Origin of the sequence: Neptunomonas sp., from assembly GCF_041601355.1 — a bacterium.
GTDB lineage: Bacteria > Pseudomonadota > Gammaproteobacteria > Pseudomonadales > Balneatricaceae > Neptunomonas.
Map to the genome: position 1 here is coordinate 1 of NZ_JBFIIH010000023.1, position 19,953 is coordinate 19,953.

Sequence of the window (19,953 nt, forward strand, 5' to 3'; positions counted from 1 at the left end):
GCTTCTGTTTCAGGATCAGTGGTTACTGTATCTACAGACAAAGGCGGTTCTCTTGTTCTTGATATGCAGGATGGTAGTTATAGCTATCAGGCTGGAGAGAACCAGTCGCTGCCCTCAGATGAAGCATTTAATTACACGGTCATTGATTCGGATGGTGATACTGATACGGGTGTATTGACACTAAATGTTATCCAGCAAAACCGCATCGCGGGTACAGATCAGGATGATACGCTCGTAGGCACCGCAGGCGAGGATCAATTACTCGGTGGTGCTGGGAACGATATTCTCACAGGCGGTGACGGAGATGACCTCTTTATCTGGTCTGAAGGGACAGCTTCAAGTAATGATATTGTTACTGATTTTGCTGTTTATGATACGGCCGGCGATGAAAAGGACGTCCTTGATCTCAGTGATTTGCTTCAGGGAGAAACTGACACGACACTTGATCAATACCTGCACTTTGAGGAATCTGCCGGTAACACGGTTGTCTACATAAAATCTGATGGAGGGATTAACACCACAGGCTCTAATGCAGACCAAGTGATAACCTTAAATGGCGTCACAGAGCTAAATGCTGGCGTACAGACTGATGCAGATATCATTCTTCAGTTACTCGACAATAATCAATTGATCGTTGACTAATTGATGCGCTGCTGCATAAAACCCCCGGTATAAAAGCTGGGGGTTTTTTATTGTTCTGAAAATAGATTGGGGCAGTGATTATCTTTTCGTTATACTGAGCGCTTTTATAATTCCCCTTTTTTAACAACCTATGAATTTTGCACTGATGACTGAACAGATTGATACCGATGTAAGTTTGGATAAAAAAATGAAGCTACGCATGAATAAGCTTCAGAAACGTCTGCGTCGGGAGATGGGTAAAGCGATAGCTGACTTCAATATGATTGAAGACGGTGACAAAATCATGGTGTGTTTATCCGGTGGTAAAGACTCTTACGCCATGCTGGATATCTTGATGAATTTACAACGTAATGCGCCCATCTCTTTTGAGCTGGTTGCGGTGAATTTAGATCAAAAACAACCGGGTTTTCCTGAACACGTATTACCTGCGTACCTGGAGTCTGTTGGTGTGCAGTTTCATATCGTTGAACGTGATACCTACTCCGTTGTTAAGTCCGTGGTGCCGGAAGGTAAAACGACCTGCGCACTTTGCTCTCGTTTGCGCCGCGGAACCTTATATGGTTTTGCAGAAGAGATCGGCGCTAATAAAATAGCGTTGGGACATCATCGCGATGACATCCTTGAGACTTTTTTTCTCAACATGTTTTATGGCGGGAAATTAAAAGGGATGCCTCCCAAATTGGTCTCTGATGACGGAAAAAATATGGTGATCAGGCCGCTGGCCTATGCCAGAGAAAAGGATATAGCGGAGTATGCTGCGCTAAGAGAATTTCCGATTATTCCATGCAATTTATGTGGATCACAAGATGGTTTACAGCGTCAAATAATAAAAGAGATGTTGCAAGCGTGGGATAAGCAGTCGCCGGGCCGAATAGAAACAATGTTCAGATCATTACAAAATGTTGTGCCTTCCCATCTGGCGGATGCAGCGCTATTTGACTTTAAATCCCTGGAAGTAGGTTATCGGCATGGAATCAGTCCGGCCATGGAAAGCGGGGCGGAAAACAACCATATACCTGAAATGATTGATATTTTGTCAGTATGAAGTGGTCATGCAGGATTACTGTATAAATAGTTTTCCTGCTTTATACTCAGCACAGAGCAGATCTGAGTAAGTGTTCATCATGATGCGATACTATGCTATGAATAAATCCTTTTATATAACTCATGAGGGAATATGAGCGATACCAGTAAGTTTTACCCAAGAGCCGTTTATTTGCGAAATTTGCTCGTTGCGCATGTGACGGGCCGTAACGTCAATGAGTCAGATTATCACAAGTTGCGCCAATATTTTATGGGGCTGCCTGAGACCAGTGAAATTGTCCCGAAAATGGTTGTAGAGCATGCTGACTTACCTGGTTTATGGCATAGCATGCGATATAACTACGCTTCACATGAAGACAGAAAGGCCTATGTGGTTGAGCAGTTTCAGATTTTTTTAGACAAAATCGCACCGCAAGTTGAACAAGATTCTGCATCTGTCGGCTCCGCTTATCCACTCATTGATGAGAAAAAGCTACATGCAGTTTGGTCAGGCGCATCTGAATTGGTGCTGAAAAGCCCGGATGTAGCAGTACAACAAATGAAGTCACTTGTCGAAAACTTGTGTTACCAGCTTCTGAAAAATCTAAAAGTTGTTCCTGATCCGCAGCAACACGATTTGTCGGTTATCGCAACATTGACAGAACGCTCTTTATTGTTATCTCCTGGGAAAAAACACTACCTTGTGATTAAACAGCTGATAACTGGCTGTCGTGGAACACTCGCGTCCATCGATAGTTTTATTGTCGATAGAGCACATGTTAATTATCAACATTCGGATGATGCTGTTTCAGCAGGTCTGATTTTAATCAATCTTTATGGCAGCCTCGCATCCATGTTATTAGCCGCTTGGCGAGTACGTGAGTTGCTTCAGGAAGGGGCAATGCAAAGATAGCAATCTTCCTTTTTTAAGCACTTTTGTCTTGTGTCTTTTAGTATGAACTGGGTTTCAAGAATAACTATCAAGAACAGGTTATTAAATAAGAGGGTTTGAAATGAGCGAATTAATCCAACGCACTGATGCAAACGGCGTCGCGACGTTAACATTATCCCGAGCCACTTCTTATAACAGCTTATCCATGGCACTTATGACTGCATTGATTGATGAGCTGAACTTACTTGATGAAGACATTTCAGTCCGGGTTGTTGTGATAAAAGGTGATGGTAAAGGGTTTTGTGCCGGACATGACCTGAGAGAGATGCTTGATTCAGGCGAGGAGTCTTTTTACGCATGTACCTTTGATACCTGCTCCCGGATGATGCAGCGTATTGTTAGTCTTTCTGTACCGGTTATTGCTCAGGTTCACGGTGTGGCAACCGCGGCGGGTTGTCAGTTGGTCGCCAGCTGTGATCTCGTTTTTGCAGCAGAATCAGCACGTTTTGGCACACCGGGAGTCAATATTGGTTTGTTTTGTTCTACGCCGATGGTTGCACTGTCCAGAGCGGTTTCACAAAAACATTCAATGGAAATGTTACTGACAGGGGAGTTGATCAACGCCGTTCGTGCTGAGCAAATGGGACTAATTAATAAAATGATAGCTGATAGTGACTTAGACGCTTATGTGGACGGTGTCGCTACATTGATTGCGAGTAAGTCGAGGAAAACACTCTCTATCGGTAAAAAAGCATTTTATGAACAAAAAGAGCTCCCTTTGGCTGATGCTTATGCCCGTTGCAGCCGGATAATGACCGAAAACATTATGATTGACGATGCTAAAGAGGGTATTGACGCGTTTGTTAGCAAACGTCCTCCTGTATGGAAGCACTGCTAATACAGCCTTTTAGCTAAGTCGTTATTGATCTGGCAGGTGAATGCCTGCCGGTTTCCGCTATTTTTCAAAAGATATTTAGTGCTGTATTTCTCTGCCCTCCCTTTACAGACATGTCAAAACGGCGATGAATCTTAATCGTGGCTATCTTTTTTACAGCTATTTTTTCTTGCGCTGATAGGAACTAAAAGCCTGATATCTTGCGTAATTGAGCTCATAAAACTCCTTTTTTAGACTAATTATTTATTAGAAATATAAGATGTAGCTTGTTATTTCATCTCATTTTGTTTTAGGATGTGCTAATGTTGTATTTTCTATTATATGCTTATACCAAAAAATAATAATAAGCGGGGTTAATTACTGAGTTAGTTTTTCAAGAATCCCGAAAAAATCTGCAGCCACTACGGCATGACCTAAGCAAAAGATAGAAGCCAGAGATAGAAGCAAGAAATAGATGTGCTATGCATAATAATAAACAATAATTTAGCGTGAATATTCGGAGGAGTAATGTCCAGGATTATCAAGAGGCTTGGTACTCGCCATTTGATGGCACAGCTCGCGAAAGAGTCTGAAGGGCTCTCGATCAATGAGCGACGCGATTTTCTGCGTAAAGGTGTCATGACAGTGGGTGGTTTAGCTGCCACGTTGTCAGCCGGTCAAGCAATAGCTGGCACTAGCAACCTACCGCCAATGGAGCCTAAGTGGAGCAAAATGCTCGGTCACGGCGTGGTTGAGTTTCCCTACGGACAGCCTTCTCAGTATGAAAGCCATGTGGTTCGTCGCACGGTTCCCTGGTTAACCGCTGAATCTATTTCTTCAATTTCTATGTCTCCGCTGCAGGACCTTAAAGGCATTATTACACCTAATGGCCTGGTCTTTGAACGTTATCATGCCGGCGTGCCTCAGATTAATCCTGAAGAACATCGTTTAATTATTCATGGTCTTGTGAATAGGCCGATTATTTTTACCATGGCCGATTTAATGCGTTTTCCATCGGTCTCTGAAATCAAATTTATTGAATGTCCGGCCAATGGTGGTATGGAGTGGAAAGGTGCGCAGATGGAAGCGTTGCAGTTCACTCATGGCATGTTGAGTTGTTGTGAATGGACCGGCGTACCTTTGCGGACGTTGCTTGAAGAAGTGGGCGTTCAGCCGGAAGGTAAGTGGATTCTCGCCGAAGGTGCTGATGGAGCCCACATGAGCCGTTCAATTCCACTGGAAAAGGCATTAGATGATACCTTGGTTGTTTATGCTCAAAATGGAGAAATGCTCCGACCTGAGCAAGGTTATCCGTTGCGTTTAATTAATCCTGGCTGGGAAGGGAATACCTCAATTAAATGGTTACGTCGTTTAGAAGTAGGTGATAAGCCCTGGTACCACCGTGAAGAAACATCCAAATACACGGATTTAATGCCTGATGGACGTGCGCGGAAGTTCACTTTTGTACAGGAAACCAATTCTGTTATCACTACTCCCTGCCCTGAGCACCCGATTAAGCAGAGCGGCTTGATTGAAATTGAAGGGGTTGCATGGTCAGGACGAGGTAAGATTAAGCAGGTAGACGTCTCATTTGATGGTGGTGTTAACTGGACGCCTGCCAAATTGAAAGGGTTAGTGCTAGCCAAAGCGTTAACGCGTTTCAGCCTGGTTACTAAATGGGATGGCCAGCCGTGGTTATTACAAGCCAGAGCTATCGATGAAACTGGCTATGTGCAACCTACATTAAAGCAGTTACGTAAAATACGTGGTGGCAATTCGATATATCATAAAAACTCTATTCATACGTGGCAGGTTGCGGCCAACGGGGAGGTCACTAATGTACAGATCTCTTAAGCAAACAGTCATGTTTTCATTACTAGGTGCTGCATTATTTATTGCGCTACCTGCCAACGCCGCAGAAAAGTATGGATTTGGTCAGATGGCCACACCGGAGCAGATCGCAGGGTGGGATATCGATATTCGTCCGGATGGTAAAGGACTTCCTCCCGGAGAGGGTAGTGTTGCCGACGGTGAGGTTGTATATGAACAGTTATGCGCAACCTGTCATGGTTTTTTTGGTGAAGGCGAGGCACGCTGGCCAGTATTGGCAGGCGGTTTTGGCACGCTGAAAGACGAGCGACCAACTAAAACAGTGGGGTCATATTGGCCATATGCATCGACGTTGTACGATTATATTCGACGTGCGATGCCTTTTACTGCTCCGCGTTCATTGACGGATGAGCAGACATATCAATTAACGGCTTATGTGTTATACCTGAATGAAATAGTTGAAGATGACTTTGTGTTAACCAATGAGAATCTTGCACAAATAGAGATGCCGAATAAAGATGGCTTCTTTGACGACCCAAGACCCGATGGCCACAATGAGCGTTGTATGAAAGCGTGTGATGACCCTAAAACCATGACGATACAGGGAACGTTAACAGGGATTACTCCCGTTGGTCACTTTATTGAAGGTGCGGATGCGCCCGCTGCTTCTCATGAGGGGCAGGAAGAGCTTGAAAGAGAAAAAGCCCATGCACGTAAAGCGGCTCTGACAGGAGAGGACTCAAGCGACATTGATGATGCCAATCCTGTTGAATTATCGGATAAAGCAGTTGCCGGCAAAGAGGTATTTGAAAATGCCTGCAAAGTTTGTCATGGTTCAGGCATAGCAGGTTCACCTAAGCTGGGCGATCATGAAGAGTGGGCACCGCGTGTTAAACAGGGTATCTCTGTATTAGTGGCGCATGCGATTAATGGCTTTAGTGGATCTTCTGGCATCATGCCGCCTAAAGGCGGGCGTGTTGATCTGAGTGATCAGCAGGTTGAAGAAGCGGTCATCTATATGGTCGAGTCGAGTAAGTAAGTAAAAGGCCAGGATAAAAAATATTTCTAAAGCGTTTTATTCTATAACAATAAAAAATCTGTCAGTTAAGACAGTTTCAGAGGAGAAACGAATGCGTAAACTGACCACTTCGATGTGCGCAGCAGGCTTGTTGGCGTTGATAGCGACAGCACCTGCGAGTGCGGCCACAGTGGACGACGTTATCGCTGAAGGAAAGGCTGTTTATATGGGTAAATCAAGAGGTAACTGTATCTCTTGCCATCAGATAAACGATCCGGACGCTAATCTTCCAGGTAATCAGGGGCCACCTATGGTTGCTATGGTACAACGTTTTCCTGATAAACGCTTGCTACGTGCACAAATATGGGATGCGAGCAAAACAAATCCAATTACTATTATGCCGCCACTCGGTAAGCATTGGATTCTCTCAGAAGAAGAAATTGATGCGGTTGTTGAGTACATTTACCAGTTTTGATCTGCCACGAGTAGATGAAGTCAGAGGATAGAAAAATGAGTATAAATCGTCGAACGGTGGTGAAAGCCATTGCAACCGGTGGGGCATTGATCGGTGCCAGTGTATTGATGCCAAAAATTGCATTTGCCGCATGGAGTAAAGATGCTTTTCAGGCGAAAGAGCAAACAGCCGCCATGAATGCTTTATTCGACTCGGCTACACCTGAAGAAAGTGCAGAAGTGACATTAAAAGCGCCTGATATTGCAGAAAATGGCGCGGTTGTTCCGGTAACAGTAGTCTCGACCTTATCAGATGTTGAGTCTATGAGTATTTTTATTGAGGGTAACCCTTCACCATTAGCGGCTGAGTTTATTATTCCGGCAGGAACTAAAGCCGATGTGTCTACCCGCGTACGAATGGGTAAAACAACCAAAGTAACCGCTGTAGTCAAAGCAAATGGCAAACTTTACAGTGCCGCTAAAGAAGTGAAAGTGACTATCGGTGGTTGTGGTGGTTAAGTCGCGAGGCTTAAGTTACAAGAGCTAAGTTGCGCCGGTTAATACGAATTTGGAGAAACTGAGATGGCTAAAGGTATTTTAAAAGTTAAAGCAAAATCTTCTGGTGGTAACACCAGTGTCAAGATGATGGCTAAACATGTTATGGAGTCAGGCCAACGAAAAGATGCTAAAACGGGTGAATTAATTCCCGCGTTATTTTTACAGACTCTGATTGTTAAACTCGCCGATAAAGTGGTTTTTGAAGCTAACCTGGGGCCGGCTGTTTCTAAAAACCCTTACTTTGCATTCTCTTTCGAGGGTGGTGCCAGTGGTGATGAAATGACTATGGACTGGATTGAGAGTACAGGCAAAACAGGTACAGAGACCGCGGCGATTAAATAATCAGAGCGGCCCCGGTAATTAAGGGGCTTGCTTAACCCGGCGATGCTAAGGGTGGAGTGCTAACGAATGAGAATAATAAAAAAATTGATGATAGGTATGAGTCTTATCATGGGCTCACAGCTTGTAGTTGCGGCAGGGTCGGGTACGACGCTTGAGACTGTTAACCCTGAAGCGGATCGTATGGCGTTGCGAAGCTACTATCAAAGCCGCTTTCCTGACTCTGAGTTGTCAGATTATGTGAATGGTATTTATGCAGTGGATGCGGATTCCAGATCCCAATGGGAAGAACTTGAAGAGTTTCCACCCTACGAATTTGATGTTGAAGAAGGCGAACGATTATTTAATACGCCGTTTGCCAACGGTAAAGGATATGCCGATTGTTTTGAGAGCGGAGGGATCGGTATACGACAAAACTTCCCGTACTGGAATAAAGAACAAGGTACGGTGAAAACGTTAGAGCAGGAAATCAACGAGTGCCGTGAGAATAATGGCGAAGCGCCATTGAAGTGGGGAAAAGGTGCGATAGCTAAAGTCTCTGCATATATGGCCTGGACATCCCGGGGTAAGGTGTTTGATATCAAAATACCTGAAGGTGATAAAGAGGCGTTGGCCGCTTACCTTGATGGTAAGAAATTCTTCTATACAAAGCGTGGTCAGTTGAACTTATCCTGCTCAAATTGTCATTTGCAGGGATCTAATATCCGGATTCGGGCAGATCTGGCCGGTCCGGCGTTAGGCCACCCGAGCCACTTCCCTGTATTTCGTTCCAAATGGGGAGAACTAGGAACTTTGCATCGTCGTTATAAAGGTTGCCATCAGGATAGCCGTTCAAATCCTTTGGATATGCAAAGTACAACATTCCGCAATCTGGAGTTTTTCCAGACGTACATGAGCAATGGTCTGGTTGTTAATGGCCCGGGTTCACGTAAATAGGAGATACACAGATGAAAAAATTAATAACAATGATGGCTATTGTTCTTCTGCCTAACGTGGCTATGGCTGAAACGTATGATGAAGCATTCGAAATGAATCGTGCGATGTATGGTAAAGGGCACACCTTTAGCTGGGAAGGTAAGGAATATTCAACCAATCATCCGGAAGAGGTTGAGGCGAGTGTTGAGGCCACAAAAGAAAATGCTGATGCACTGATAGCTAAAGCTAAACTGGAAAACGAAGCAGCGGCCAAGGTTGGTTTTGAGTGGAAGCTAACCAAAGGCATTATTAAAGATGCTGAAGCGGCTTCGGCTGAAGGTGATTATAGCAAAGCGCTGAATTTGGCGGCACAGGCTAAATATCATGCCCGTTTAGGTGTGCTGCAGCAGATTGATGCTGAACAAAATTGGCACCTCTCCGTACCTCAATAATATGCTATTAAAAAATACCTGTAGTGGCGGTGCTGCTGCGGGTATTTTTTTGTTCCGAAGGTGATTATATGTCCATGTCTCGTCGTGAGTTCGCACAACTTTTAGGCCTTGCTGGTGCTGCCGGTGTTTTGCCCTCAACCGGGTTTGCTGCAACAAAGCATTCAGCTGATCCTTATGAAGTAGCCAATTTTGGTAATGTTCGTTTATTGCATATGACAGATTGCCATGCGCAGTTGCTTCCGATCTATTTCAGAGAACCAAGTGTCAATCTAGGTATGGGGGCGGCACAAGGACAGGCACCTCATCTGGTTGGAGATAAACTATTAAATCACTTCGGCATTACGCCAAACTCTTTAGAAGCACATGCGTTCTCTTGTTTGCAGTATGAAGAGGCTGCTGGCAAATACGGAAAAGTGGGCGGGTTCGCGCATATCAAAACTCTGGTTGAACGCTTACGTGAATCTTACGGCCGTGAAAAAACTTTATTACTGGATGGCGGTGATACCTGGCAAGGATCGGGTACTTCCTATAAAACCCGTGGTATGGATATGGTAAAAGCAGCCAATAATTTAGGTGTCGATGTCATGACAGGACATTGGGAGTTTACCTATCATCAGGAGGAGATTCTTAAGAACATCAAAGCATTTGATGGAGAATTCTTAGCGCAGAATGTATTTATTACGGAGGATGCACTGTTTGAGGGTGCCGATGAATATATTCATGATGAAGATACCGGGCACGTTTTCCAGCCTTACAGTATCCGCGAAATTGGCGGTGCACGTATTGCCATCATCGGGCAGGCATTTCCGCGCACTAAAATTGCAAACCCTGCTCGTTTTATTCCCGATTGGACGTTTGATATTTACGATGATCGTCTTCAGGAACAAGTGGATCAGATTCGTGGATCAGAAAATGTGGATGCTGTTATTGTGCTCTCGCATAACGGTATGGATGTCGATCTGGCTATGGCTAATCGTGTTTCCGGTGTTGATGTGATTCTGGGTGGACACACGCATGATGGTATACCTGCCCCGACTATCGTTAAGAATAATGGTGGGAAAACACTGGTCTGTAATGTGGGGTCCAATGGTAAATTTGTCGGCGTCATGGATCTGGATATACGCGAAGGAAAAGTTCAGGATTTCCGCTATCGTTTATTGCCGGTATTTTCTGAATTACTCGCGCCTGATGTTGGCATGACTCAATTAATCAGCGATATTCGGGCACCTTACCTTCCTTGGTTAACGGAAGAATTGGCCCCGGCTGATGAGTTGATGTTTCGTCGTGGTAACTTTAATGGAACATTCGATCAGGTTATTTGTGATGCATTACGCTCAGTAAATGATGCCCGGATTTCGCTGTCTCCGGGCTTTCGCTGGGGAACAACTGTCTTGAAAGGGCAGATGGTAACCATGGAGCATGTACTGGATCAGACGTGTCTGACTTACCCTGAAACATACGTGCGTGAGATGAAAGGTTCTGAACTCAAGTTAATTCTCGAGGATGTTGCTGACAATTTATTTAATCCAGAGCCCTATCTTCAGTCTGGTGGCGATATGGTCCGGGTAGGCGGCTTTGATTATGTCTGTGATCCGGTTGAGACTATCGGCAAGCGCATCAGTGAAATGACACTGGATAATGGTGAGAAGATTGAAGCTGATAAATCTTATAAAGTGAGTGGTTGGGCAACGGTCGGTGCGCGCTCAGAAGGAGCTGATATCTGGGATGTAGTGGCTGAATACCTTAAAGACCGCAAAGTGGCGAGTATTGATAAACTGAATACGCCGAAACTGAAAAATGTTGAGGATAACCCGGGAATAGTCGATTACCCCGTCTGAACTACTATAAATTATGAATAAACCAGGAGAGCGTCTGTTCTCTTGGTGACTTTCTGCTCTCACCTCAAATCATATCATTGAGCCTGCTGGTTAAATCTGTTTTGTCCTGTCTGTTTTGCTAGAATAGCGATCAAATTTATTGTGGAGAAGGTTTTGTGACGTTCAAATCCTGTTTTTCTGTCATTACACTTTGTTTGTTAATATCGGGCTGCCAAACAGCCTCTGTGGTACCTGATTCGAGTGGCGCAACTGAACAGCCCTCAACTGGACCCTCAGACGCTGACGCCAGCGCACAACAAACTGCTGCTGCGCCTGAACCCGTTAAACAACAGGTTCCAGTCGCTGTAAAACCTGCCAGAACAGATAATATTGAATATCTGTCAGGTCAGTTGTCCACGATGCAGGAACAGATAATACAGATTAAAGCGGATACTTTTGAGCTGAAACAAACGTCGCAGATCTTGCTGGCGCGTTTACAAATGCTGGCTAATAAATCTGGCGATTCTGTTGCCACTGGCGCAGAAGCCGGTACCGCTGGTGCGTCTGCGTCTGAAAAGCCTGATCTTGATCAGTTAACCGCACGATTGAATACCCTGCTTAAACGCAGCGATGCGCAGTATCAACTCGCCTCGGGCTATACCGCCAAAGGTGAGTGGGTACTTATTCGTTATGACCAGATTACCGGTGAATCATGGCTGGCGGATCAGGGCCGTTGGAATTTATTGAATGAATCTGAAGAGGTCATGCCTTCCATGTTTTCTATACAACTGTTACGTGCCGATAAAGATGTAAAAGGCTATGTGGTAGCACGTATTGATCAGATCTCAGGGCAGTCATGGTGGTTAAAGCAAGATACGTGGTTGATGTTCCAGTAGTTTCTTGAACATGCGTGTATCAGCTAACAATTTTCTCTGAGAATGCTTTGAGTAACGATACTTTTCTATATCAAGACTTAATCGCCTTGTTTGATGATTGCTTTGCCAGTTCATTTAATACAAGACTGGTGAAAGGCAGTGATGAGCCTGTGTATCTGCCTGCGTCAGGTTCACGGGATTATCATGCTATCTATTTTGCACATGGATATTTCAGCAGCGCGCTACATGAAATTTCGCATTGGTTAATTGCTGGCGAAGAGCGCAGAAAGCTGGAAGATTTTGGCTATTGGTATGTGCCCGATGGTCGAACGGCAGAGCAGCAAGCTCTTTTTGAACAAGTCGAAATCAAGCCACAGGCTATCGAGTGGATACTATCGACGGCTGCAGGGTACCGTTTTTACATGAGCGCAGATAATTTAAACGGTGAAGCGACAGATGCTTCTGACTTCAGGCAAGCGGTATATCAGCAAGTTATTGAGTATAGCCAAAAAGGCTTGCCAGAACGTGCCGAACAATTGCGTAAAGCGATTAGTCATTATTATCAAACACCTGATTTTATCAATGTGAATCTTTTTGATCTCTCCCTAATATAAGCTCATTACACATCATCAACTCAAGTCGAACGGTTGATGCCATACTTATTGAGCTTAATATAAAGCGTGCTCTTTGCGATATTTAACTGCTTGGCGGTACGGGTAAGGTTACCATCCTGCTCTTGAAGAACACGGCAGATCACCTCTTTTTCAGCCTGATCCAGTGGGTTCGCACAGTCATTTTGTGTGTCTTGTGTGTCATCTTCATTATTGTTTGGCTTATCGGCTTGATCAGACTGAAGATCCGTCGGAAGGTCTGTAGCTGTCAGAACTTCACGATCTGTCAGAAAATAGGCGGCAGTAACCAGATTACTTAGTTGACGGATATTACCTGGCCAAGCGTAACCTTCAAGAAGCGATTTCAGCGCTGGATCTAGTTTCTTTGTCTCGCCACCGTACTGTTCAGCTAGTCGTTCTAAAATATGTTCTGCCAGAAGTATTACATCACCGTCACGCTGTCTCAGCGGCGGGATTGTTAAGGTCATGGATGATATCCGGTAGTAGAGGTCAACCCGGAAACGTCCTTCGGCCACTTCTTGTGCTAAGTCACGATTAGTTGCGGCAATCAGCCGAAAGTTTACTTTTCTGGGTTGTGTTTCACCGATCCGGCAGATTTCGGATTCCTGAAGTACTCGCAAAAACATTGGTTGCAGGTCCAAAGGCATCTCGCCAATCTCGTCGAGAAAAAGTGTCCCACCATCCGCCGCTTCTATCTTACCCGCCATTCCGCCTCGGCGAGCTCCGGTAAAGGCCCCTTCGATATAACCGAATAACTCACCAGCAAGAAGATCCCGGGACAAACACCCGCAATTAAGGGCGATAAAGTCTCTATTATGGCTGGGGTTCATTTCATGCATGGCATTGGCAAAGAGTTCTTTTCCGACGCCAGTCTCTCCCTGTAATAATATGGGAATCGGTGCTTTAGCTAAACGGGCGGCTTGCTGTATACATTTAACAAATAAAGGGCTGTCTCCGACGAGTCGGGAAAAACCATTTCCGGTTTTTTCGGAGTTTGTTCGCTCTTCATCGTTTGAGCTTTGAACGGCCTTGCGACGAGGTACCGGGAAGGGCACCACTGCGATATATCCGATTAGCTCTTCCTGATGGGTAACAGGTTGAATCCACTCGGGATTGAGCTGGTTTAATATGGGTTTTGTTTTTCCTACCAAACGCCTTTCATCATTGAGAGTGAGTATTGGATTGAAAGGACTTAAATCAATGGTTAGACCGCGAGCCGCCATTACTCTATCTGCTTGTTGATTTGTGCGGACTACACGGCCGTCCTGATCAATCAGGAGCAGGCCATCATTACGTGTCGAGGCGAAGCTATTAAGGGTTACACCCAAGAGTAAGTCACGCTTCGCTAACTTTATTTGCGCCAATTGTCCCTCGATCTGATGCGCACCGGAAACGGCAAGTGCCAGACAGTAGTCATGCTGGGTATGTTTGAGCCCGGATATATTAACAGCACCTAAAATTTTGTTTTCGAACGGATCGCGGATTACTGCTGCTGAACAGGTCCAGTTATTTATGTTCTCGCAGAAATGCTCAAAAGCGTGGACTTGTAGGGCTGCGCCAATGTTAAGTGCAGTGCCTATGGCATTTGTTCCCGCAACACTTTCATTCCAGTTTGCGCCGGGAGCAAGACTAAAGTTATCGGCCAGATCACGAGTATGAATATCGCCCTGTGAACATAAAATCATTCCTGTTGGCGCTACCAAATGCATGATTGTGCTCGAGTTTGCCAGCAGATCCTGTGCATCGTGCATGACCGGCTCTGAAGCAGAAATGAGATCACGGTAATTCTTTTTAACTGAATCCAGGTGGGGGGCATCCAGCACAACAGCCTGGTTGGCGATCAGTGGGTTGACGTCTTCAGATACACAGCGTTGCCAAGATGCCTGGATCACTGGTCTTACGGAGTCATCTGAAAGAGAGCCGTTGCTGAGCAGCGTTTCCCGTGCTTTTGCTATTTTCCTAGGATGTTCGACCGCTGCCGATCCTCGTAGGGTACATTTCGGATTCATGATGGCCATACCGTTATTTTTATATTTTTATATTTTTGTAATTCTGAACCTACTACTGCTGATTTACAATCAACCATTTTGTGTACGTTTACTCGTGGCGTTAATGTGTGTTTTCTGCTTAATCCTTCTTCGAACAACCAAATATGGGTGTCGGGATCGCAGGGTTTGATTTACGAACGACTTGCGACTGATAACCGACTGATAACCGACTGATAATCGACTGATTATCGAAATACTGATGTTCCTGTTTCTGATAAAAATCTCTAAATTTTTATTAAGTAATTGTTTTATATGTATATATTTTCATTGGCACGCTCAATGCTATACAAGATATAAATCAGTTTGGCATCTGTCTGGCTGATTTGGTTCCTTGCTACAGTGAATCTCACTGGGTAGAGGAAACAATAAAAATAAAATGAGGACATCATCTTGAATCAATTAACTAATCCAGTAGAAGTTCTTGGGATAGATGCCGGCGGCACTATGACCGATACTTTTTTTGTGCGTGCTGACGGGGAGTTTGTCGTCGGTAAAGCGCAAAGTAATATTAATGAATCACAGGCAGTACTCGAATCCAGTACAGATGCGTTGGCCCATTGGGATCGAAAGGTCGAGGATGTTTTTCCTGAAATGGTAACTTGCGTTTTTTCTGGTACTGCAATGCTTAACCGAGTGGTTGGTCGAAAAGGGCTGCGTACGGGTCTGATCGTCAGCAAAGGATTTGAGGATTTCCATCGAATGGGCCGTGCTATCCAGAGTTATCTGGGATATGCCTTTGAAGATCGAATACACCTCAATACCCACCGGTACGATGAACCATTGGTGGATATAAAGGACACCAGGGGTGTTACCGAACGAGTAGATTCAAAGGGCAATGTTGTTATTGCCGTGCGTTTGCACGAAGCCCGAGAAGCTGCGCGTGAGTTAATAGAACAGGGCTGTAAGGCGATTGTGATAAGTCTGTTGAGTTCCTATCTCTATGAAGAACATGAGAAAGCGGTCCGTGATGTTTGCAAGGAAGTAGCGCGCGAGATGGGTGTCGATATACCTGTCTTTGCATCCGTCGATTACTACCCTATGCGTAAAGAGAGTCACCGTACAAATACTACAATTCTCGAAGCCTACGCGGCTGAACCTTCCCGCGCTACGCTAGGTACTATCAGCGATAGTATGAAAAAAGTAGGTGGTGAATTTGATCTGCGGGTTATGGCTAGTCATGGTGGCACCATAAGCTGGAAAGCTAAGGAACTAGCTCGTTCATTAGTTTCCGGTCCGATCGGTGGCGTTATAGGCGCTAAATATCTAGGTGAAAAACTAGGCTACGAAAATATTGCTTGTTCCGATATTGGTGGTACCAGTTTTGATATGGCACTAATCACTAAAAATAACTTTGCAATTCATAAAGATGGCGATATGGCTCGGTTGGTACTTTCACTACCGCTGGTTGCGATGGATACGATCGGAGCTGGAGCAGGCAGCTTTGTTCGTATAGATCCGCATGCGAATGCGATTAAATTGGGACCAGATAGTGCCGGTTATAAGGTAGGTACGTGCTGGCCTGAAGGTGGCGTAGATACCGTTTCGGTTACCGATTGTCACATTATCCTTGGATATCTGAATCCCGATAATTTTCTTGGTGGAATTCTTGAGCTGGATGTTGAGCGTGCACGTCGCGAAATTAAACGTCAAATAGCGGACCCTCTGGATCTTTCTGTAGAAGATGCTGCAGCGGGTGTAATTGAACTTCTGGATCTGTCATTGCGACAACATCTACGAGCGATGATTACCGGTAAAGGCTATAGCCCCACGGACTTTGTTTGCTTCTCATATGGCGGGGGCGGTCCTGTACACGCTTATGGTTACACCAAGGGGCTGGGGTTTAAAGAAACTATCGTTCCAGCTTGGGCTGCTGGATTCTCTGCATTTGGCTGCGCGACAGCTGACTTTGAATATCGTTACGACAAGAGTGTCGATATCGGGATTACTGAGGAGTCTAGTCAGGATCATATTGCTGCTTCTACTAAAACTTTGCAAGCAGCGTGGGATGAGCTGCGCAATAAGGTTCTCGAAGAGTTCCGTATCAATGGCTTCAAGGATGAAGAGGTTACTTTGACACCGGGTTATTCAATGCAGTATCTGGGCCAGTTGAATGATCTGGAAATAGACTCACCTCTGCCTGCTCTGTCTGGTGCTGAAGACTGGGATGCCTTGGTTCAGTCGTTTAACGATACCTATGCCCGAGTTTACGCTGATGCCGCTCGCTCTCCTGAACTGGGTTACGGTATTACCGGCGCTATCATGCGTGGTTCAGTGGAAACCAAGAAACCAAATATACCGGTCGAGCCAAATGCTGGTCCTACACCTCCAGTAGAGTCACGTCAGGGCAAGCGTCCTTTCTATTACGAGAAGGAGTGGGTCGAAGCAGCAATTTACAAAATGGAGCTACTGAAACCCGGCAATGAGGTTAAAGGTCCTGCTGTTATCGAATCTGATGCCACTACCTATGTGATACCACCAGGATTTGAAACTTTTCTGGATGTGAACCGGTTATTCCACCTGATTGAATGCCAGTAACCCGATAATAAATATAACAAAGCGAGGACAAAATATGACTATTCAACAAAAATTTAATGGTAAATCCTGCTTATTGAAAAGCGGTTTGACGCTTGATGATCATCGAAATTTAATTCTTCAGCGGACACAAGATACTGGTTTCTATAATGGATTGGACAAACTTGAATTTAAAGAAAGTGATCCTATTGGCTATGAACGGATCTTTTCAAAGCTGCGAGCTGGTTTGGTTAACTCCAGAGAAGTTGCAAAGAAAATAGCAGCATCTCCTATCGTTGAGCAGGAGGGGGAGCTGTGTTTTACCCTTTATAATGTGGCAGGTGACTGTATTGCCACATCAACTGGAATCATTATTCATGTAGGCACTATGGGGGCTGCCATCAAATATATGATTCAAAACAACTGGGAAGCCAACCCCGGCATTAATCCAGGTGATATGTTTACTAATAACGATTGTCAGATTGGTAACGTACACCCATGTGATATCGCCACCATCGTGCCTATTTTTCATGAAAATAGCTTGATTGGTTGGGTTGGCGGTGTAACCCATGTAATCGATGTGGGTGCAGTAGGGCCAGGCTCCATGTCAAATGGACAGGTTCAGCGTTTTGGTGATGGGGTGCAGATAACTTGTCGTAAAACGGGTATCAATGATACTCCGCTACGAGACTGGCTCCATGAGAGTCAGCGAAATGTTCGGACACCAAAATACTGGATTTTGGACGAGAAAACCCGTATTGCCGGTTGCCACATGATTCGTGACCTGGTTGAAGAAACGGTGCGCGAAGAGGGTCTGGCTGCCTACGAAAAATTCTCTACTGAAGTTATTGAAGATGGTAGACGTGGACTGGTCAGCCGAATAAAAGCAATGACTATTCCGGGTAAGATAAAAACCGTAGCGTTTGTTGATGTTCCCTATGCCCATGACGATGTGGCACTGTCATCTCCTTTTGCCAAAGTTGACACCATCATGCATGCCCCTTGTGAAATAACCGTCAAACCGGATGCCACCTGGCGTCTCGATTTTGAAGGCTGTAGTCGCTGGGGCTGGCACACTTACAACGCTAATCCAGTAGCCTTTACTAGCGGTATTTGGGTAATGATGACTCAGTCGTTGGTACCAACCGAGCGGATTAATGACGGCGCTCGTTATGCCACTGAGTTCCGTTTGCCAAAAGGTACCTGGACCAATCCGGATGACCGGCGCACAGCCCATGCCGATGCCTGGCATTTCTTAGTGTCCTCATGGAGTTCATTATGGAGAGGCATGAGCCGTACCTATTTTGGGCGGGGCTATCTGGAAGAGGTGAACGCTGGTAACTCAAACCCTTGTAACTGGCTACAAGGTGGCGGTATTAACCAGGAAGGTGAGATACATGCGGTCAACAGCTTCGAAACGGCGGCCTGTGGCACGGGAGCATGTGCGGTCAAGGATGGTCTGAACCATGCGGCAGCTATTTGGAATCCAGAGGGCGATATGGGTGATATCGAGATCTGGGAGCTAGCTGAACCACTACTCTATATGGGTCGAACAATTAAAACCAATACCGGTGGATACGGCAAGTATCGCGGCGGTCTGGGCTTTGAAACCCTACGTATGGTTTGGGGCTCTGCTGATTGGACAATGTTCTTCATGGGTAACGGTTATATGAATAGCGACTGGGGTCTCATGGGTGGCTACCCGGCGGCAACGGGCTACCGTTTCGAAGCTCATAATACCGGCTTACTGGATCGTATTAAAGAAGGGAAGTCTTTGCCGCTTGGCAAAGACCGGGATCCTGGCAAGTGCGAACTTGAAAAGCACTTAGGTCCTGATGCTCAGGTTAAACGGGATAAGCAGTGCATTACTACTGAAGCGATTTTTGAAAATGGTGATCTTTATCTGAACTATCTACGTGGTGGTCCAGGGTTTGGAGATCCCCTGGATAGAGACATTGCCGGGGTAGAGAACGATCTTAATCAGAATTATGTCTTGTCAGAGTTTGCTGAAAAGGTCTACGGCGTGGTGATCTTTCAGGATAAAAAAGGTACATGGAGTGTTGATGAGAAGAAGACTATTGCACGGCGTGCGGCAATCCGCAAAGAGCGTATTGCTCGGGGTACTCCGACTCAAAAATGGATGGAAGGTGAGCGTCAGCGCATTCTGGATAAAGACGCCTCTGTTCAGGTTCAGCAAATGTTCTCATCCAGCTTTTTTCTGTCGGATAGATTCCTTAATGAGTTTAAAACATTCTGGGATCTGCCTTCGGCTTGGGAGCTGAAAGAGGAAGATCTGGGTATCCCTATGTTTGGTGCTAAGCATCATATGGATATTAGCGAACTACCTGATGTGCGCCCGGTAATCATGACAGAGCAGTAAGCGGCAGCTCTGAGGGATGCCTTGCACTCCTCGTGATTTATTCTCAAAACTCAAAAAATAAAGAGAGACTGATTATGTCAAATTTTACAAAAAAACAGGTGTCGGATCTGGTTAAAGGCAGCCTTGACTGGGACACGCTGCACAAGATGTTGTCAATGCCTAAAGACAAAGAACGTTATGCCAATTACATCTCCGTATTACAGGATCAGGTGGATTGGAACGATAAAATCATTATGGCGTTTGGCCCGCACCTTTATCTGGCTGAAATTGAGGCGGATAAATCACTTGTCACAAAATGTTCCTGTGGACATGATTTCGGCGATTACCGAAAAAACTGGAAGTTGAATGCGCTGGTTTATGTTCGTGATGACGAAGAAAAAATGCAGGAAGTCTATCCAAAGCTGATGGCTCCTGATACTAACTGGCAGGTTTATCGCGAGTACTACTGTCCTACTTGTGGTGTCATGCACGATATCGAGGCTCCAACACCTTGGTATCCGGTTATTCATGATTTTCAGCCAGACCTTCCTGCGTTGTTTAATTGGTTAGATTTACCCGCGCCGGTAAACGCCTGATTCTAGCTGTTTAATTAAACGTTAACTTCCGGCCATTTCGGCTGGAAGTTTTACTCGGCAATATTCACTGAAAAACGTGCAATGAATAAAATGTATTCAATGAGAATATGTAATAGATT

General features: G+C 45.2%; 18 protein-coding genes. 17 read left to right on the top strand and 1 reads right to left on the bottom strand.

What is annotated here, in order from left to right:
- The 14 genes from ABY436_RS05605 to ABY436_RS05670 form a co-directional block, all read left to right on the top strand.
- The coding region (locus tag ABY436_RS05605; protein WP_372738038.1) for a type I secretion C-terminal target domain-containing protein at nt 1-642 on the top strand (642 nt) is incomplete at its 5' end.
- A 145-nt stretch (nt 643-787) separates the two neighbouring features.
- Nucleotides 788-1,687, top strand: coding sequence for a tRNA 2-thiocytidine(32) synthetase TtcA (gene ttcA / locus ABY436_RS05610; RefSeq protein ID WP_372738039.1), 900 nt, complete (start codon nt 788-790; stop codon nt 1,685-1,687).
- A gap of 132 nt (nt 1,688-1,819) precedes the next feature.
- On the top strand, nt 1,820-2,578 hold the full coding sequence (locus tag ABY436_RS05615; protein WP_372738040.1) for a hypothetical protein: 759 nt from the start codon (nt 1,820-1,822) through the stop codon (nt 2,576-2,578).
- A 100-nt stretch (nt 2,579-2,678) separates the two neighbouring features.
- Nucleotides 2,679-3,455, top strand: a complete 777-nt coding sequence (locus ABY436_RS05620) for an enoyl-CoA hydratase (RefSeq protein ID WP_372738041.1) — start codon at nt 2,679-2,681, stop codon at nt 3,453-3,455.
- A gap of 504 nt (nt 3,456-3,959) precedes the next feature.
- Nucleotides 3,960-5,285, top strand: coding sequence for a sulfite dehydrogenase (soxC, locus tag ABY436_RS05625; RefSeq protein WP_372738042.1), 1,326 nt, complete (start codon nt 3,960-3,962; stop codon nt 5,283-5,285).
- On the top strand, nt 5,269-6,300 hold the full coding sequence (locus ABY436_RS05630) for a c-type cytochrome (protein ID WP_372738043.1): 1,032 nt from the start codon (nt 5,269-5,271) through the stop codon (nt 6,298-6,300). Before soxC ends, ABY436_RS05630 begins: the two co-directional genes overlap by 17 nt.
- Before the next feature lie 91 nt (nt 6,301-6,391).
- A complete protein-coding gene (gene soxX / locus ABY436_RS05635; protein WP_372738044.1) occupies nt 6,392-6,754 on the top strand; it encodes a sulfur oxidation c-type cytochrome SoxX in 363 nt (120 codons plus the stop codon).
- Nucleotides 6,755-6,789: 35 nt separating this feature from the next.
- Nucleotides 6,790-7,251, top strand: coding sequence for a thiosulfate oxidation carrier protein SoxY (gene soxY / locus ABY436_RS05640; protein WP_372738045.1), 462 nt, complete (start codon nt 6,790-6,792; stop codon nt 7,249-7,251).
- Nucleotides 7,252-7,314: 63 nt separating this feature from the next.
- The gene (gene soxZ / locus ABY436_RS05645; protein ID WP_090730758.1) at nt 7,315-7,632 is read left to right on the top strand and encodes a thiosulfate oxidation carrier complex protein SoxZ; all 318 of its coding nucleotides are present in this window, start codon (nt 7,315-7,317) and stop codon (nt 7,630-7,632) included.
- A 66-nt stretch (nt 7,633-7,698) separates the two neighbouring features.
- A complete protein-coding gene (gene soxA / locus ABY436_RS05650; RefSeq protein WP_372738046.1) occupies nt 7,699-8,565 on the top strand; it encodes a sulfur oxidation c-type cytochrome SoxA in 867 nt (288 codons plus the stop codon).
- Between the two features lie 11 nt (nt 8,566-8,576).
- A complete protein-coding gene (locus ABY436_RS05655) occupies nt 8,577-8,996 on the top strand; it encodes a hypothetical protein (RefSeq protein ID WP_372738047.1) in 420 nt (139 codons plus the stop codon).
- A gap of 68 nt (nt 8,997-9,064) precedes the next feature.
- Nucleotides 9,065-10,834, top strand: coding sequence for a thiosulfohydrolase SoxB (soxB, locus tag ABY436_RS05660; protein WP_372738048.1), 1,770 nt, complete (start codon nt 9,065-9,067; stop codon nt 10,832-10,834).
- A 155-nt stretch (nt 10,835-10,989) separates the two neighbouring features.
- Nucleotides 10,990-11,709, top strand: coding sequence for a hypothetical protein (locus ABY436_RS05665; protein WP_372738049.1), 720 nt, complete (start codon nt 10,990-10,992; stop codon nt 11,707-11,709).
- Nucleotides 11,710-11,756: 47 nt separating this feature from the next.
- Entirely contained in the window at nt 11,757-12,302 is a 546-nt protein-coding gene (locus tag ABY436_RS05670; RefSeq protein WP_372738050.1) for an elongation factor P hydroxylase, read from the top strand.
- Nucleotides 12,303-12,322: 20 nt separating this feature from the next.
- Here the strand turns inward: ABY436_RS05670 and ABY436_RS05675 are convergent, their stop codons facing one another.
- Nucleotides 12,323-14,329: a sigma-54-dependent Fis family transcriptional regulator gene (locus ABY436_RS05675; protein WP_372738051.1), complete on the bottom strand. Its 2,007-nt coding sequence runs from the start codon at nt 14,327-14,329 to the stop codon at nt 12,323-12,325.
- Nucleotides 14,330-14,758: 429 nt separating this feature from the next.
- Between ABY436_RS05675 and ABY436_RS05680 the strand changes: the two genes are divergently transcribed.
- The 3 genes from ABY436_RS05680 (at nt 14,759) to ABY436_RS05690 (ending at nt 19,834) form a co-directional block, all read left to right on the top strand.
- A complete protein-coding gene (locus ABY436_RS05680) occupies nt 14,759-16,903 on the top strand; it encodes a hydantoinase/oxoprolinase family protein (RefSeq protein ID WP_372738052.1) in 2,145 nt (714 codons plus the stop codon).
- Nucleotides 16,904-16,937: 34 nt separating this feature from the next.
- Nucleotides 16,938-19,259: a hydantoinase B/oxoprolinase family protein gene (locus tag ABY436_RS05685; RefSeq protein ID WP_372738053.1), complete on the top strand. Its 2,322-nt coding sequence runs from the start codon at nt 16,938-16,940 to the stop codon at nt 19,257-19,259.
- A gap of 74 nt (nt 19,260-19,333) precedes the next feature.
- Entirely contained in the window at nt 19,334-19,834 is a 501-nt protein-coding gene (locus ABY436_RS05690; RefSeq protein ID WP_372738054.1) for an acetone carboxylase subunit gamma, read from the top strand.
- Nucleotides 19,835-19,953 lie beyond the last annotated feature (119 nt).